The following is a 16,336-nucleotide window of genomic DNA, read 5'->3' as shown; positions in this document are numbered from 1 at the left end:
TGATACAAAAACCGGTTGCCAAACGCGCCAGTAAATTTCACAATACGGGAAAGAACTGTTTGCTGCGATGCCGCAAGTCCGGTTCCCGAAGGCGGGGTCCTACAGGCGGCGCGGCTGTCCTAGCCCTCTTTCCATGTCCCGTCTCCCCACTACCCGCAATGCCCTGGACGCCGAGACCGAAGGCGCGTCCGCCCATCCCATCGCCATTCAGGTGATCGAGCGTGCCATGCGCCTGCTCGATGCCCTGGCCGCGCAACCCGACCCGGTAACGCTGAAAGAGCTGTCCGCGACCACCGGGCTGCACGCGTCCACGGCGCATCGCATCCTGAACGACCTGGTGGTGGGGCGCTACGTAGAACGCGTCGACAATGGCCTGTATCAGCTGGGCATGCGCCTGCTGGAGCTGGGGTCCTTGGTCAAGGGGCGGCTGAACGTGCGCGAAGCGGCCATCTCCGCCATGCGCTCGCTGCACAAATTAACCGGGCAGACCATCAACCTGTCGGTCCAGCAGGGCGACGAAATCGTCTACATCGACCGCGCCTGGAGCGAACGCTCCGGCATGCAGGTGGTCCGCGCCATCGGCGGCCGCGCGCCGCTGCACCTCACCTCGACCGGCAAGCTGTTCCTGTCGACCGCGGATGCGCGCCAGGTCCGTGCATACGCGCTGCGCACAGGCCTGGCCGGCCACACGCGCAACAGCCTGACCGACCTGGACCGCCTGGAGCGCGAACTGGCGCTGGTGCGGCGCCACGGCTATGCGCGCGACAACGAAGAACTCGAACTCGGCGTGCGCTGCATCGCCGCGGGCATTTTCGACGATACCGGCAAGCTGGTCGCCGGCCTGTCCATCTCGGCCCCCGCCGAGCGTCTGCAGGACGATTGGATCAAAGCCTTGGTCGACACGGCCGCCAGCATTTCCGAAGCATTGGGTTACGAGCCCTCGGTGTCCACTAGTTTCAGCGGGCTGGGCATGGCCGCCGAAGCGCTGCGCCCCTAGCAAAATGAAAAGCCCCTGACGGGGCTTTTCCTTTATCAGCGGCGCGCAAAGCGCTGCCTGTGGATTACTGCTGTTCGACGCCAGCTTTCTTGAAGAGCTCGGCCCATTGCGGGACTTGCTGCTTGACCTTGGCTTCCAGGGCCTGCGGGTTGGCTTCGGCGGTCAGGACCGTGGCGCCCAGCTGCTTCATGCGCTCCTGGAACTTCGGATCGGCCAGGCCAGCCTGCAGGCTCTTGACGAGCTTGTCGACGACGGGCTTGGGCGTGCCCTTCGGCACCCACATGCCATGCCAGATACCCACTTCAAAACCCTTGTAGCCGGATTCGTCCATGGTCGGCAGGTTGGGCAGCGTGGGCACGCGCTTCAGGCTGGTGACGGCGTACGCCTTCACTTTGCCGCTGTCGATCTGCTGGGTGGTGTTGGTGGTCTGGTCGCAGAGCAGGTCCACCTGCTTGCCCAGCAGGTCGTTCATGGCCGGCGCCGTGCCCTTGTACGGAATGGTCAGCAGTTGCACGCCCAGGGCTTCGACCAGCATGGTGCCGCACAGATGGCTGGCAGCGCCGATGCCGGCATTGGCCAGGGACACCTTGTCCTTGTTCTGCTTGACGTACTCGGCCAGTTCCTTGATGTTGTTGGGCGGGAAGTCCGAGCGCGCGATGATGGTCATCGGCACGTCGACCACCAGGCCGATGGGTTCGAAGCTCTTGTAGGGGTCGTACCCCGGATTCTTGTACAACGAGGGCGCCGTCGAGAAGCCGGCATGCATCAGCAGGACGGAGTAACCGTCGGGCTGGGCGCGTGCCACCTGGGTGGTGCCGATGGTGCCGCCGGCGCCGCCTTTGTTCTCGACCACGACCGTTTGGCCCAGAGTCGGCCGCATGGCTTCCGCGAGCGAACGCGCGACGTTGTCCGTCGGGCCGCCAGCGGCGAACGGCACCACCATGTTGATGGGGCGGTCCGGATATTCCGCCTGGGCGGCGCCGGCTGCGAGCATGGCGCTGGCCGCGAGCAAGGCCGAAAGCGTGCGGGGGATGAGGGTCATGGAGTCTCCAATTGCAGGGTTTTGCTTGCTGCGATTTCGTTGTTGCGCGCTGACTTATGGGTTTATTTGTCTGTCATCAGCGTGAAAGCAGTTTAGAAAACAATTGATACGACGTCACTTCGGGTATTTCCCGAATCGTGGGAAACCTTTGTGCTGGATCAAATCCCGATAAGGCGTGCACCGTCAAAGTGCAATTCTTTGTTGCGTCGCACAAAAACTCCTTGACAAGTATTTTTCCCAGTCTAGAATGTCAATTGTGCAGTGCATCAAACGGGCCGGCGGTAGCTTGTAGTACCAGTTTCCGCGCACGTTTCTTTAGTTCGTCGCAGACAACCATTCCTTATTTGCCGGACAGCCTCCGGCTACCCTGAAGGAGCATTCTATGAGCGCTATCCCGCAACAAGTCCTGGACCGTCAAAAGGCCAGCATCAACACCATCGTGGCCGCCCAGTCGGCTGTTTTCGCCGGCTTCGAAAAGCTGGTCGAACTGAACCTGAAGGTCGTCAAGGCCACCCTGGACGAAGTCGCCCAGAAGTCGCAGCAAGCCACGGAAGTCAAGGATCCGCAGGAAGCCGCCGCTTTCGCCTCGGGTCTGCTGCAGCCGGGCGCCGAAAAGGCCATGGCTTACACCAAGCACGTGTACGACATCGTCGCCGGCGTGCAGAGCAGCCTGGTCAAGCTGACCGAAGAACAGATCGCCGAAAGCCAGCAGCAACTGAGCGAAGCCGTCGACCAGTTCTCCAAGAACGCCCCCACCGGCTCCGAAAGCGCCGTTGCCCTGATCAAGTCCTCGCTGGCCACCGCGACCAGCGCCTACGATTCGATGACCAAGGCTGCCAAGCAGGCCGCTGAAGTCGCTGAGTCGAACCTGAATGCCGCCGCCAACGCGACCTTCAAGGCTGCCTCGGATGCCGCCGACGCCGCGACCAAGGTTGCCAGCCGTAGCCGTCGCAGCGCCTAAGTTTTTGGCGCGCGATGCTGCGCAAACCGCAGTTATGTAGTACTGTTGAGTGACAGAGCAGAGCTGGAATTAGGGCCACCCGCCGGGTGGCCCCTTTTTTTTGCCTGCTTTTCCGTAGAGTCCGGCGTGGTTGCCGGTCAGCGCGCCACGGCGCGCACGCACTCGCCCACCAGGGCCGGGCCGCGATAGATCAAGCCGGTGTAGAGCTGCACCGCATCGGCGCCCGCGTCCATTTTTTCGCGCGCCTGGCGGCCCGACATGACCCCGCCCACGCCGATGATCGCCAGACTGCCGCCCAGCCGTTCCTTCAGCCGGCGAATTACCGCCAGAGACAGTTCATGCACTGGCGCGCCGGACAAGCCGCCGGCTTCCTCCGCATGGGGCTGGCCGCTAACGGCATCGCGCGAGAGCGTGGTGTTGGTGGCGATGACGCCGTCGATACCGTGGCGCGGCAGCGTTTCCGCGATGGAATCGATCTGCTCGTGGGTGAGGTCGGGCGCTATCTTCACCGCCATGGGGACGCGACGTTGGTGTTTGTCTTCCAGCTCGCGGCGTTTATCGGCCAGTTGCGCCAGCAGCCCGGACAATTCGTCCCCGCCTTGCAGCGCGCGCAGGTTTTTGGTGTTGGGCGAGGAAATGTTCACCGTCACGTAGTCGGCATGCGGATACACGCCTTCCAGCCCAATGAGGTAGTCGTCCGCGGCACGCTCGATCGGCGTGTCCGCGTTCTTGCCGATGTTCAGCCCCAGCACGCCGCCTTGCTTGCGCCAGGTGCTGCGCTGCACGTTGGCGAGAAAGGCGTCCAGCCCCTGGTTGTTGAAGCCCAGCCGATTGATCAGCGCGTTGGCGCGCGGCAGCCGGAACATGCGCGGCTTGGGATTGCCGGGTTGCGCGCGCGGGGTCACCGTGCCTACCTCGATAAAGCCGAATCCCAGGTTGCCCAAGGCGTCGATATAGGCGCCGTTCTTGTCCAGGCCCGCGGCCAACCCGATGGGGTTGGCCAGTTGCAAGCCCATCAGCGTGCTGGGCGCTTTCGGCTGCGCGTGCATGAGCTTGCGCGTGGCGCCGCATTCATAGGCGCGCTGCAGGCCCGACAAAGTGACTTCGTGGGCGGTTTCCGCGTCCATGGCGAACAGCGCCGGGCGGGCCAGGGGATAGGCGTGGAAGAGGATAGACATGGGGCGGAATTGTAGAGCGAATTTTGCCGGCCTTGCGCCGTGCTAGGCGCCCCGAAGAACGGGGGGATCAGCCGGGTGGCGGCGCGGGCTGGTCGCCCCACACGCCATCCACCAGGAATTGGGCTGGGTGGAAGCTGGATTTGTAGGACATCTTGCGGCTGTCGGCGATCCAGTAGCCCAGGTACAACCAGGGCAGGTTCAACGTGCGGCATTGTTCTATTTGCCACAGGATGCTGTAGGTGCCAAGGCTGCCCGCGATGTCGGGATCGTAGAAGGTGTAGACGGAAGACAGACCGTCGTCCAGCACGTCGATGATGGACACCATGACCAGCGCGCCTGTCTCATCGCGGAACTCCACCAGCCGGGTGTTGACGCGGCTGGTGAGCAGGAATTGCGCATATTGAGTGCGGCTGTCCTCGTCCATGCCTCCGCCCGGATGGCGGCCTTGTTGGTAGCGCGTATAGAGCCGGTAGTGCTCGGGTGACCAGGCCAGCTCGGCCACGAATGATTGCAGCCCTTGGTGATCGCGCCAGGCGCGGCGCTGGCTGCGATTGGGCGCAAAACCCGCCGTATCCACGCGTACCGGGATACAGGCGTGGCAATTGTCGCAATGGGGACGGTAAGTGAATAGGCCGCTTCGGCGGAAGCCTTGCTCCACCAGTTGCGAATACGTGCCGGCGTTGATCAGGTGGCCAGGCGCGGCGACCTGCGACCGTGCCTGGCGACCCGGCAGATAACTGCAAGGGTAGGGAGCGGTGGCGTAGAACTGCAGGGTGGAGAAGGGAAGTTCTTTGAGCTGGCTCATCGGAGGTCCCGCAGTATGGCGGCAGGGCCGCAGCAGGATGGCTACATATTAACGCCGAACCCTGCGGCCGATACTGTGTCGGGATGCAAGCGACCGGCGCTGTCCAGGGTGCCGCGTGCCCACGCGATGGGCGGCAGCGCCGTCGCCACGCGCACATGCTGCAGGAACGACGCGCGCGGAATGGGACGCGCGCCCAGGCTTGCCAGATGGCGCGTCTGCTGCTGGCAATCGATACGTTCCACGCCTTGCGCGGCCAGGTAGCGCACCAGATAGGCCAGTGCGATCTTCGAGGCGTTGGGCGCGCGGGCGAACATGGACTCGCCGAAGAACATGCGACCCAGGCTGATGCCGTAGAGGCCGCCCGCGAGTTCGCCGTCGATCCAGGTTTCGATGCTGTGGACATAACCCGCTTCGTGCCAGGCGCGATAGGCCTGCTGCATGGCCGCGGTTATCCAGGTGCCTGGCTGACCATCACGCGGCGCGGCGCATTGCGCCATGACCTCGGCAAAGGCGGTGTCCACCCGAACCTGCACGCGCGGTGCCGTGGCCTGTTCCTGGCCTGCGATCTGCCGCAACAGCTTGCGCAGCGAATGCGAGGGCGCAAAATCCTTCACGGCCAGCACCATGCGAGGATCGGGGCTCCACCAAAGAATGGGCTCGCCTTCGGAATACCACGGGAAAATGCCGTTGGAGTAGGCCTCGATCAGCCTGGGGGTAGACAGGTCCGCGCCCGCCGCGAGCAGGCCGTCGGGATCCGCAAGCGCAAATTCCGCCGGCGGAAAAGGGGTGTCGACGGCGAGCCAGGGCAGTTTCAACGGTGCGATTCTAGGGTGTAGTGATGGGGAGGGTAGATGCCCTGCTTGCGGTCGTCAAAGTAATGACGCAGCGTCGTCGCCACGGTGCGGAACGCCAGGTCGTCCCAGGGGATTTCCGCTTCGTCGAAATAGCGGGCTTCCAGGCTTTCCGGGCCCGGGTCGAGCTCGGCCGACAGCGCGTTGGCCAGGTAGAACACGTGCACCTGGTCGATCTGGGGCAGGTCGATGACGGTGTAGAGCTCGCCCAGCTTGATGCGGGCGCCGGATTCTTCCAGGGTCTCGCGCGCGGCGCCCTGAGCGGTGCTTTCGCCCAATTCCATGAAGCCGGCGGGCAGTGTCCAGGTGTTGTAGCGCGGTTCGATCGCGCGCCGACACAGCAGGACGCGGTTCTCCCAGACCGGCACGGTGCCGACCACCAGCCTTGGGTTTTGGTAATGGATTGCACCGCAATGATCGCAGATGTCGCGTTCGCGGTTGTCGCCTTCGGGAACGCGGCGGCTGATGGGCGAGCCGCATTGGCTGCAGAAATGCGAACGGCGCGGCGCGGGGAAATATTCGAGGGGCGATTTTGCGGTCATGGGTACGATTCTAACGGCTGCGGCGGGGGCTGGCGCGCCGGCCCGGGACGACCGGAGAGGGGGCGCCGAAGCGGCCTTCCAGATGCTCCACGAAGGATCGTACCTTGGGCGACAGGAAGCGCCGGTGCGGATAGACGGCGTACATGGAGATTGGGGTATGGGCGTAGTCGGTCAGCAAGGCCACCAGGCGCCCGGCGCGGATGTCGTCGCCCACCAGGAAGTCGGGCTGCAGGATGATGCCGTGGCCGGCCAGGGCTGCCGTACGCAGCACGTCGCCGTTGTTGGCGCGCAGCGCGGCATTCACTCTCACCAGATGGGTCACGCCATCCTTCTCGAAATGCCATTCGTTGCCTGTGCTCGCATAGGCGTAATGCAGGCAGCGGTGCTGCTTCAGCTCATCCGGCGTTTGCGGCGTGCCGTGGCGCTGCAGGTATTCGGGGGCGGCACAGACCAGCAGCTGCTGCGGCGCCAGTGGCCGCGCGACCAAGGAGGAATCCAGCAGCGGACCGATACGCACAGCCACGTCATAGCCGTCTTCCACCAGGTCCACCACGCGATCGTTCAAGTCCAGGTCGATGATTACGTCGGGATAGCGTTGCAGGTACTCGGCAATGGCCGGGCCCAGGTGCAGGATGCCAAACGATACCGGCGCGCTTACCCGCAAGCGGCCACTGGGGCGCTGCCCTTCGGCCTGCAGCGACAGTTCCAGATCGGCCACCTCCGCCAGGATAGGCCGCACGCGCTCATAGAAGGCGCGCCCTGCGTCGGTCATGCTCAGCTTGCGCGTGGTGCGGTTCAGCAGGCGCACACCGTATTTTTGCTCCAGGTAGGCGATCTGGCGGGTGACCACGGACCGCGCCTGGCCCATCTTGTCGGCCGCAGCCGCGAACGAGCCCAATTCCACGACCTTGGCAAAGGTTTGCATGGCGGTGTGCGTATCCAAGATTGTTTCCTATCGGGGAACAATAATTTGCAATTCTGCATGTTTATCTTTGTTTTTGGAATCGCAAGAATAGCGCTCATCAAGAATCTTCCCATCCTGGGCGATTCCCTACCGCTCTAGGAGAGTGCAATGGTTGATACCCGTACCGCGCCCTATGCCGCGCTGCTGCTGCGTGTGGCGCTCGGCATCATGTTCCTGGCCCATGGCCTGACCAAACTGCTGGTGTTCACGCTGCCCGGCACGGCACAGTTCTTCGCCAAGATCGGCTTCGCCGGGTGGCTGGCATACCCTGTGACTTTCTTTGAGGTCGGCGCCGGCTTGTTGCTGATTCTGGGCGTCCTGCCGCGTTGGGTGGCCGCCATCGCCGTGGTGCAGCTGTTCGTGGCTTCGACGGTGCATTTCCCCAATGGCTGGGGCTTCGGCAACGCGGGCGGCGGCTGGGAATATCCGATCTTCCTGACGGTGGCGGCCGCCGTGCTGGCGCTGCTGGGCGACGGCAAGTTCGCGCTGGTCAAGAGCGGCCGCGGCTGATCGCTGCGCGCACCAGACTGTCTACCGCCACGGACGTGGCCGATGAGACGGCCGGACCATAGAATGGCCCGGCCGTTTTTCATTTTCGGAGTTTCCATGTTCAAGCCGTATTTCAAGCGCGCCGCAGCCGTGGCCATGCTGGCCCTGGCCTTGTCCCCCGCCGCCCATGCGTCCGCCGAGCAGGAGGCCGCCAACAAAGCGGCCGTGCTGGCCTTTTACGAGCAGGGCCTGAACCAGAAGGACGCCGAGGCGGCCCTGAAGTACGTGGGCGACCGCTACGTGCAACACAATCCGAACGCGGCGGATGGGCCCGAGGGTTTCCGTAAATTCATCGGCTTTCTGCGCGAGAAGTTTCCGCAGTCACGCAGCGAGATCAAGCGCGTCTTTACCGACGGCGATTACGTGATCCTGCATGTGCATGCGGTGCGCCAGCCTGGCGATCGCGGCAGCGCCATCATCGATATCTTCCGCCTGGAGCAGGGAAAGATCGTGGAGCACTGGGACGCGGTGCAGCCCATTCCCGAGCAGTCCGCCAATCCCAACGGTATGTTCTGAGCGCGCTTCAGGCGTGCGGAGCTGGATCGAAGCCCAGTTCCCGCGCCACATCCTTTTGCGCGATCAGCGCCAGCGGCGCGGCGGGATAGATACCGGGCAGGGTGGCCTGAATTACTTGGCCGGGGGCGAGATCCGCCAGCGCATCCAGTAGTGGCGCGCCTTCAGCCGTGGCCATTTTTTCCAGCAGCGGCGGCAGGTCGCGATCCAGCACGATGCCGGCGCCCAAGGGTGTCATGGCATACAGTTGGCCTGCGTCGTCCAGCCGCCAGGCGTCGACCGAATCCACCGCCGCATTCGTGTGCGTAAGCAGGCCGCGGCTATCGTCGCTCAAGCGCAGCACATAAGGCGCGGCGTCCAGCCGCAGGAACACGCGTTGGGGGCCGTTCTGGAAAAACCAGCGGCCCGCGTCGTCATGTTCATAGTTGCGGTTGATGAATTCCAGGATCTGTACGTTGGTGATGGACTCGCCCGGACCGCCTGCAGCCGACTGGCCTTGCGGGTGCAGGCGCCAGCGGCCGCGCGCATCCAGGGACAGCCAGCCGTACACCGCCGGCACGTTGGGCCAGCGGGCCAGCGCGTCCTTCACCGACTGATCCATGTTCAGGGCCGGATGATGATGGGGGGCGGGTTGATCACGATGGCGGGCGCCGGCATCGCAGGCACGACCACCGGCTGGGGCGCGTAGCCATAGCGGTAATCGTCGCGGCACTTGCGCTTTTCCTGGTAGTCGCCGTTGCGCTTCCATTTGCGCTCGACCTTACAGGCGCCGTCCCAATATTGCTCCTTGTACTCGCGGCCGTGGCGGTGGCGATGCTTGTCCGAATCCGCCTGCGCCGCCAGCGGCGCCAGGGTGAGCAATGCCGCCGCGGACAGCGTCAGCAGCGCGGAAGAGGAGCGGGCTCGAGAGTTCGGAATAGTGCGCATGGAATCGTCTTGAGTGGCAAACGGCGTCACCATAGCAATCATTTGATTGCCGGCGCGTAGTGATGCGTAACCAGATGCTGAGGAACAGATGCGCCTCGCTTGAGCCGTCGCGCGCTCCTCTCGCGTCGGTTAAATTTCAGCAGTCACTGTTGGCGGACCGGAAAACAAAAAACCCGCAGAGCCATGTCTGCGGGTTTTTTGAGAAATCGCTGGAGGCGCAAGCCGGAATCGAACCGACGTACACGGATTTGCAATCCGCTGCATAACCACTCTGCCATTGCGCCAGCACTTGCAAGAAAAAAGGAAGCGCGGTGTTGGCCGTTGCTTCCTTTTTGTATTTGGAGCGGGAGACGAGTCTCGAACTCGCGACCTCAACCTTGGCAAGGTTGCGCTCTACCAACTGAGCTACTCCCGCGGAGGCACTGCATTTTTGGTGTGATTTCTGACTTGGTTTTCAGAAGGCCGTGTCCACCAAAGACAGCGATTATACACAGAAATTTTGGCTTGTGTAGCCTGACCGCGCGGCGAGACGAAAAAATCGCCGCACGGCAGGCTTCACCGCGTTCTCAGGGCGTATCGCTCGACGCCGGCGCGGGGGCCGTGGATTCGGGAGCGGACTCGGCAACCGGCGCGTCAGCCGGCGTGGACTCAGGCGCGGCAGCCTTCTTCGCGGGACGGGCTTTGCCCGCCGGCCGGCGTGAAGCCTGGCGTCGCGCATAGGCGGCTTGTTCGGCCGTCACGGTGCCCGCAGGTTGGCCCTGCAGGTCGACGCGTGTTGCGTCCGCGACCATGCTGCTCCAGTAGCGCGTGCCCTTGCACCACGTTGCGATGGCTTGCTTCAACTGCTCTTGGGTCATGCCCAGCTTTTCGAGATGCTGAGCGGCGTCGGCCAGGATGCCCTGTTTGAGCGGCAGTTTCGGCGCCGGATTCTTGGGGAAGGCCTGCGGGAAGTGCTTTTGCAGGCGCCATATGGCTTCGACAGCCGGGTCGACAGGCTCCCGCTTCTGTTGCGGCCGGGCCGCGGCCTTCTGTTGAACAGGCTCCCGCTTTTTTGTCCGGCCTGCCGCCTTCGGTTGGACCGGCACCGCCTTTTGAGCCTGTGCCCGCAGCTGCTCGCGCAGGTCGGCAAGTTTTTCAAAACCCATTGTTATTTCCAACACCTCAGATTTGTTCAGGCAGAAGGTTACCCCATGTGCGCGAATGCAGCACTGCCGAGAGGTTCGCGTGTGGTAGCGGCGCCATGGTGGACGGGGGGAGTCCGCGCATGGCCACGGCGCCGTGACGGTCGAGGCCAGGACTTCCACCGTCGGTTTGGGAGTAAGAGTGGGGGCGAATTCCGGCCCGTCAAGGTCGCGGTTGATCGGGGAATTGTATGCCTGGTCAAACTGGCGCCCGGATATTGGCTGGAACGGTAAATCCTGCTTCGGTAAACACGGAAAAAATTCGAAGAATCACGCGGGTTTGGAACGGGTATTAATCACTGGAGACGGCGGCTGGAAACAGCGCCTGGAAAGCGGAAATCCTGAATAGGTCCGAATCAGTAATAAACATTCCCTCAAGAACTTCCGATCGGGCTTGCATTGCGGTCCGGCAAGATGGCGGCGTTTATGTCTATTTGTTTCCATCTTGTCGTGAAATATGCATGTATTTCAACAACTTGGATGGTATCCAAACTGGCTGTCTAGTGAATTCGTATAGTAATCGTTTTAACTAGAAAACTAATGTGGATGGTATCCAAACCAAATATGTAGATATTCGGATGGTATCCATGTTTGTTATTTCAATAATAAAGATGGTATCTATTCATTAATTATTGGTATTGCAAAAAAAGGGGTATAAATTGCGTCCTTTTTTCGAGAAAACTCATCCGCCCATTCGGATGGGGCGGTTACTTAATAATACTTTTATAGCGATCCAGTAATGTCTGGATGTCTCGGGTATTAATCGACATATGGAGGATTTACGTTGATAAACGACACAAAGAAATGGCTGACGGCGACGCTCGCGTTGAGCGCGTCCTACTGCGGTGGCGTCACGGCTGCGGACCTGACCGTTGGGGCGGGCAATACGCAAGTGTTCGACGGCTCGGTCAATTTCCCCGGTGGGGTCGATGTCAGCGGCGGCACGCTGGTGATCGGCGGCAACGGCGGTGGGGCAGGGGTGACTCTGGGCGGGAACGTCAATGGAAACTCGAACGGCACCATCGCGGGCTTCGGCTCGATCAGTGGCGATCTCAACGTGACGGGTGCGCGCGTGGCTCCCGGATACGAAGTCGGCACGCCGACCGGAGTCTCCAACGGCAACCTGGTCGTCAACGGCAATCTGTCGATGAACAACGCCGTGTTTGATTTCGAGACCGGCTATGCCGGGCTGCCCATCACGCAACCCGGCACGGGCGACAACATCACCGTGCGCGGCAACGCGGCCATCAACAACACCACGCTCAACGTATCGGTCAACACCCTGGGCGTCAATGCCGGTTACTACCGGATCCTGTCGTACGGCGGCAGCCTGAGCGGGAACGGCCTGACGCTGGGTTCGGTCTCCGGCGACTCGGCCCCCGCCGCAACCATCCAGACACTTACGGGCGACAAGCAGATCAATTTGATCCTGGGTCCGAGCACGACCAACCTGTGGAACGGCAATGGCGCGGCATCCGCGGCGCAATCGGGCGGCGGCAACGGCACCTGGAGCGCCAGCAGCGCGAACTGGAACAGCCCGAGCAACGCCACGGGAGCGCTGCCCGACGGTGGCTATGCCATTTTCACGGGCGCCGCTGGCACCGTGAGCGTGGACGGCAGCGCCGGTCCGGTGCGCGTGTCGGGCATTCAGTTCGCTACCGATCGGTATCGCCTGCAAGGCGCTCCGATCACTTTGGTCGGCAGCGGCGGCAACCCCCCGGTGATCGTGGTTGGCGACGGCACCTATGCGTCCGGTCAGTTCGTCGACACCATCGACAACCCGCTGCAAGGCACGCAGGGCTTCGTCAAGACCGGCCCGGGCTCGGTGATCCTGACCGCCGATAGCAGCGGTCTCACCGGTCCCATCCTGATCGCCGACGGCGCGCTGGAAATCGACGGCAAGCTGAACGGCCCCATGGATATCGGCCGCGAAGTCGTGTTGGCCGGCGTGGGTCAGGTTGGCTCCACCAATCTCTATCCCACCGCGGTCATTTCTCCCGGCAATGACGGCACGCCCATGGGCACGCTTACCGTCAACGGCAACCTGACCTTCGGCCAGAACACCATCTACCGCGTGCATGCCGATCCCACCAGTAGCACCAGCGATCGCATTCACGTCACGGGCGTAGCCTACCTCGACGGCACCGTGGCGCATGTGGGTCCCGATGGCAATTACGCGCCGCGCACGACCTATAACATCTTGACGGCGGATGGCGGCATACAAGGCCAGTTCACCGGCGCTTCGAGCGCGTATGCCTTCCTGACACCCACGCTCAGCTATGACCCGAAAAATGCGTACATGACGCTGACGCGCAATGACGTGCCGATCGGCAGCATTGGAGGCTCGGGCAACGAGAGCAACGTGGGCGGTGCGCTGGACAAGGAAGAGCCGCCCGTGTCTGGCAACGGCTCGACCTCGACGGGCAACGGCTCGACCTCGACGGGCAACGGCTCGACCTCGACGGGCAACGGCTCGACCTCGACGGGCAACGGCTCGGCCGCGACGGGCAACGGCTCGACCTCGACGGGCAACGGCTCGGCCGCGACGGGCAACGGCTCGACCTCGACGGGCAATGGCTCGGCCTCGACCGGCAATGGTTCGACCTCGACCGGCAGCGGGTCTGCAGGCGGCAATGAGTCTCCCTCGGCCGGTAGCGGCTCTAACCTGGTCGACAGCGGCATTGCCGCCGGCAAGGACACGGGCGCCAGCCAGGTGGCGACGGCTGTGCTCTCAATGACGCCGAACGAAGCGCGCTCGGCATTGAGGATGCTCTCGGGCGAAGCGTATGCAAGCACCGCCAGCGTACTGTTGAGCCAAGGAGATACCGTGCGCACGTTGCCGCTGTCCCACCTGCGCGGCAACCTCGACGCGCCGGCGCTCGCTGGACGTCCCACGGCGCAGCTGGGCTCGTCGTCGTCGTCCGCGGCCTTGCCGCAAAGCGGCGCATCGCCGGTTTGGGCGCAAGCGTTCGGCAACTGGAGCAAGTTCGGCAGTGACGGCAACGCATCGAGCCTGAGCCAATCGGCCGGCGGGCTCTTCGTCGGCGGCGATGGCGCGGTGGGCGGCGGATGGCGCCTGGGCGGCGCGGTTGGCTACATCGGCAGCCACAACTCCATCGACGACGTATCGTCGCGCACCAATGTCGACAGCTACACGGCAACTCTGTTCGGCGGGCGGAACTTCCAAGCAGGCCCCGGCAATATCCGCTTTATGGCCGGCGCAGCCTATACCTGGCACGATATCGATGCGAAGCGCGATGTCGTGGCTGGCAGCCTGAACCAGCGGCTCGAATCCTCCTACCACGCCTCGTCCACGCAAGTGTTCACCGAGCTGGGCTACAACCTGCCGCTGGCAGATGCCTACACCATCGAACCCTTTGCTGGCTTGGCGTGGAATCAGCTGCGCACGCGTGGTTTCGAGGAATCTGGCGGCACGGCGGCCCTGCGTGGTTCGAGCAGCTCCGATGACGTGACCAGCACCACGCTGGGACTGCGCGGCGCATGGGAGTTCGGTTCGGAGCATGCACCCGGCCGTCTGACCGCGTCGCTGGGCTGGCGCCACGCCATGGGTGATGTGACGCCCAAGCAGCAATTGGCGTTCGATGGCGGCAGCACGTTCTCCGTGACGGGCGTGCCGATCGCGCGCAACGCCGCAGTGCTCGGGCTGGGCGCCGAAATGGCCATCACGCGCAACACGACGGCCGGCATTGCCTACGACGCACAGTTCGGCGGCGGCAACCGCCAGCAGTCTGGTGTGCTCAAGCTGGCCATGCGCTTCTGATCCGGCGCTGGGCACCACGGAAGCCGAACAAGCCGCAGTCTGCCGCGGCTTGTTCGGCGACCTGGCGATTACGGGAGCTCTCTGGGCTGGCAGCGATACCGTCAGTCCCAGGAACGGGAGTATTCATGGCTGCTGAATAGTTCGGGCAGCCCTGCAACCTGCTTGAACCGCAGTACTTCTTCCGGGTCCATGCCCAGGTTCCGGGCAATGCACTCGTCGTTCCAGCCAGCATTACGCAACGCGACGACAACGTCTGTCATCGGTTGCACCCCATGGACGCCACGGGCGCGATTGTGCCGGATGGTCGATGCGATGCGATCGGGCAGATCCCCGCGCGAAGACCGGATGTGGACGATGGGCAGGTAGCCGTGAATGCGTAGGCGGATGGGCTCCGAAGTCTTGCCGATGTAATGGCGGTGGAACCCGTCAACGACCAGGTGCCGGGTCGACTCGGCGTGGGCGACGATGGGCTGGGTGAATCCGTCCATCTCGATCGAATGCTTGAGCAACCGGAGTTCGGGTGGCGCGACGCTATTCGGGTTGTAGTCGTTGCCCTCGACTTCTTCGGCTGGCAACCATTGCACGCAATCGACCGGCTCTTCGGAGAAAGGACTGCGCGAGTGCAGCTTCTGTCGAATTCTGTTGATCGCATCAACCTTCTGCCGCAGCGGCAGGCTCTCCAGGCGCTGAAACAGAAGGTCTGCCTGGTTGACGATATTGTCAGGCATTCAACTCTCCCAGCGCAAAGGTATCGGTCTTGCGAGGCTGCAACATGGTGTGTTGGGGTTCAATGGCTTGCATCAGATGGCTATCCTTCGGGCAGGGCCAGCGTTTTCAAATCGGTCTTCGATGTGCTGAATGACAGCGAGCGGGCCATGTCCTGCTTCAGCAGCGCCATCGCGACCCGCCTCCAGGACGGCTGTTTCTTCTTGTTCTCCAGCGCCGGTGTGCCCGCGTCCGGCCAGACATGCAGGGGATAGCCATTCTTGGCCCACCAGCCGATGAACTTCCGTATGCGCCGGCTATACACCGCCTTCAAGGGCGGCGGCAGGGTGCTGAGCAGGAATCCGCTATACGCGCGCCAGGAGGCGAACGTCGGCGGTAGCCCCAGCCCGCCGCGGTAGCCAAGAAACCTCTGCCTGCAGTATCGCGCCGCGTAGTTCGCTCCGGATACCCGCTGGACAACGCGTTCCCAGGTCTCTGGTTCGATCTTGTGGAACAGGTCCAGTCCTTTGCGCTGGTCGTCTCCGAAAGGTTGGCAAATGCGCATTTGGGAAAACGGTATGCCTACACGGTACATGTGGTCGTACAGCCGGTTGTAGCTGCAGCGTCGGTCGGCAACGTAGCGCCACAGATCTTCAAAGCGCCAGTCGTAGATCGGAAAAAACGACACTGCGCGGCCATCGCCGTTCGGATCCGAGCTCCAGGGGATCGCGGCGGCGGCGGCGTCAGGCCGCCAGGCGCCTTTCTTCGGCGTGTTCCTGGCCTTGACCGCCAGGTAACGATTGAGCGATTCATCCGAGCGGATGCCCACCAGGAAGGCGGTGGGAACGTCCCGGGCCAGCCAGGCATTGAACGCAGGAACGAAGTCCTCGAATTCCATCCGGCTGCGAAAGAAGGGGAAATACTTCAAGTCCCGAATGACCGCGGGGTGGTCTGGCATAGGGCGGATCCAGTCTGCCTCCCGGCCAGGTTCCCAGGCGCACCAGTAGGGCTCGCGCAGGCTGGAGGCATTGCGCAGATTGATGGGCAAGCACACCCACCAGGGACGGACGTCCGGGCGGTCGAACATTTCCCTGACGTGCGTGATGGTGGCGTGATACTGCCCTTCAAGGTCGATGAACAGCACGTCCACCGGCAACCTGTTGAGCTCATGCGCCACTTCCAGCGCCAAGTGCAGGGTGACGGAACTGTCCTTGCCTCCAGAGAATGCCACGCAGACACGTTCGAAGTGCTGGAATGCCAGACGGATGCGTGCCTTGGCCGCATCGTAGACATCAATGTTCTTATAGTTTTTCGCCACCTTCGACTCCATCTCGGTCCGC

At 63.0% G+C, this 16,336-nt stretch carries 16 protein-coding genes and 2 tRNA genes; 5 read left to right on the top strand and 13 right to left on the bottom strand.

The window, feature by feature from the left end; genetic code table 11:
- The first annotated feature begins 133 nt into the window (after positions 1-133).
- Positions 134-997, top strand: coding sequence for an IclR family transcriptional regulator (locus tag CEY08_RS04380; protein ID WP_042796558.1), 864 nt, complete (start codon positions 134-136; stop codon positions 995-997).
- 64 nt (positions 998-1,061) lie between these two features.
- Here CEY08_RS04380 and CEY08_RS04375 read toward each other — a convergent pair whose 3' ends face one another.
- Positions 1,062-2,039, bottom strand: a complete 978-nt coding sequence (locus CEY08_RS04375) for a tripartite tricarboxylate transporter substrate binding protein BugD (protein WP_042796559.1) — start codon at positions 2,037-2,039, stop codon at positions 1,062-1,064.
- 382 nt (positions 2,040-2,421) lie between these two features.
- Here CEY08_RS04375 and phaP point away from each other — a divergent pair, with 382 nt between their 5' ends.
- Entirely contained in the window at positions 2,422-3,000 is a 579-nt protein-coding gene (gene phaP, locus CEY08_RS04370; RefSeq protein ID WP_042796560.1) for a TIGR01841 family phasin, read from the top strand.
- A 137-nt stretch (positions 3,001-3,137) separates the two neighbouring features.
- Here the strand turns inward: phaP and CEY08_RS04365 are convergent, their stop codons facing one another.
- The 5 genes from CEY08_RS04365 to CEY08_RS04345 all read right to left on the bottom strand — a co-directional run bounded on the left by CEY08_RS04365 (position 3,138) and on the right by CEY08_RS04345 (position 7,319).
- Positions 3,138-4,178 carry a quinone-dependent dihydroorotate dehydrogenase gene (locus CEY08_RS04365; protein WP_042796561.1) on the bottom strand — a complete coding sequence of 347 codons (1,041 nt, stop codon included), beginning with the start codon at positions 4,176-4,178 and terminating at the stop codon, positions 3,138-3,140.
- Positions 4,179-4,245: 67 nt separating this feature from the next.
- Complete coding sequence (locus tag CEY08_RS04360) at positions 4,246-4,983, bottom strand: arginyltransferase (protein ID WP_063642192.1); 738 nt, start codon at positions 4,981-4,983, stop codon at positions 4,246-4,248.
- 41 nt (positions 4,984-5,024) lie between these two features.
- The gene (gene aat / locus CEY08_RS04355; protein ID WP_076816106.1) at positions 5,025-5,798 is read right to left on the bottom strand and encodes a leucyl/phenylalanyl-tRNA--protein transferase; all 774 of its coding nucleotides are present in this window, start codon (positions 5,796-5,798) and stop codon (positions 5,025-5,027) included.
- Positions 5,795-6,376, bottom strand: a complete 582-nt coding sequence (locus tag CEY08_RS04350) for an NUDIX hydrolase (protein WP_042796564.1) — start codon at positions 6,374-6,376, stop codon at positions 5,795-5,797. The genes aat and CEY08_RS04350 overlap by 4 nt, the downstream gene beginning before the upstream one ends.
- Before the next feature lie 10 nt (positions 6,377-6,386).
- Positions 6,387-7,319 (bottom strand): LysR family transcriptional regulator, encoded by a 933-nt coding sequence (locus CEY08_RS04345; RefSeq protein WP_042796565.1) that lies wholly within the window; start codon positions 7,317-7,319, stop codon positions 6,387-6,389.
- A gap of 129 nt (positions 7,320-7,448) precedes the next feature.
- Between CEY08_RS04345 and CEY08_RS04340 the strand changes: the two genes are divergently transcribed.
- Both CEY08_RS04340 and CEY08_RS04335 read left to right on the top strand, forming a co-directional pair.
- Positions 7,449-7,850 carry a DoxX family protein gene (locus CEY08_RS04340; RefSeq protein ID WP_042796566.1) on the top strand — a complete coding sequence of 134 codons (402 nt, stop codon included), beginning with the start codon at positions 7,449-7,451 and terminating at the stop codon, positions 7,848-7,850.
- A 135-nt stretch (positions 7,851-7,985) separates the two neighbouring features.
- Complete coding sequence (locus tag CEY08_RS04335; RefSeq protein WP_063642349.1) at positions 7,986-8,405, top strand: nuclear transport factor 2 family protein; 420 nt, start codon at positions 7,986-7,988, stop codon at positions 8,403-8,405.
- 7 nt (positions 8,406-8,412) lie between these two features.
- On the opposite strand, the gene CEY08_RS04330 is transcribed toward CEY08_RS04335, so the two are convergent.
- From CEY08_RS04330 to CEY08_RS04310, 5 genes are all read right to left on the bottom strand, one after another.
- Entirely contained in the window at positions 8,413-9,003 is a 591-nt protein-coding gene (locus CEY08_RS04330) for a DUF2946 family protein (protein ID WP_076816103.1), read from the bottom strand.
- 2 nt (positions 9,004-9,005) lie between these two features.
- On the bottom strand, positions 9,006-9,329 hold the full coding sequence (locus tag CEY08_RS04325) for a hypothetical protein (protein ID WP_232033762.1): 324 nt from the start codon (positions 9,327-9,329) through the stop codon (positions 9,006-9,008).
- A gap of 210 nt (positions 9,330-9,539) precedes the next feature.
- Positions 9,540-9,613 (bottom strand) — tRNA-Cys (locus CEY08_RS04320).
- Positions 9,614-9,668: 55 nt separating this feature from the next.
- Positions 9,669-9,744, bottom strand: a tRNA-Gly gene (locus tag CEY08_RS04315).
- Between the two features lie 151 nt (positions 9,745-9,895).
- Positions 9,896-10,474, bottom strand: coding sequence for a ProQ/FinO family protein (locus CEY08_RS04310; protein ID WP_088607588.1), 579 nt, complete (start codon positions 10,472-10,474; stop codon positions 9,896-9,898).
- Positions 10,475-11,294: 820 nt separating this feature from the next.
- Between CEY08_RS04310 and CEY08_RS04305 the strand changes: the two genes are divergently transcribed.
- Positions 11,295-14,291 carry an autotransporter outer membrane beta-barrel domain-containing protein gene (locus tag CEY08_RS04305; protein ID WP_088607587.1) on the top strand — a complete coding sequence of 999 codons (2,997 nt, stop codon included), beginning with the start codon at positions 11,295-11,297 and terminating at the stop codon, positions 14,289-14,291.
- 101 nt (positions 14,292-14,392) lie between these two features.
- Here the strand turns inward: CEY08_RS04305 and CEY08_RS04300 are convergent, their stop codons facing one another.
- Positions 14,393-15,019, bottom strand: coding sequence for an IbrB-like domain-containing protein (locus CEY08_RS04300; RefSeq protein ID WP_076816096.1), 627 nt, complete (start codon positions 15,017-15,019; stop codon positions 14,393-14,395).
- Between the two features lie 80 nt (positions 15,020-15,099).
- Positions 15,100-16,314: a DUF3440 domain-containing protein gene (locus tag CEY08_RS04295; RefSeq protein ID WP_063642347.1), complete on the bottom strand. Its 1,215-nt coding sequence runs from the start codon at positions 16,312-16,314 to the stop codon at positions 15,100-15,102.
- Positions 16,315-16,336: the final 22 nt, after the last annotated feature.

The organism is Achromobacter insolitus, from assembly GCF_002209555.1.
Lineage (GTDB): Bacteria > Pseudomonadota > Gammaproteobacteria > Burkholderiales > Burkholderiaceae_B > Achromobacter > Achromobacter insolitus.
The sequence above is the reverse complement of the archived record's forward strand: the minus strand, read 5'-3'. Positions and strand labels throughout refer to the sequence as shown.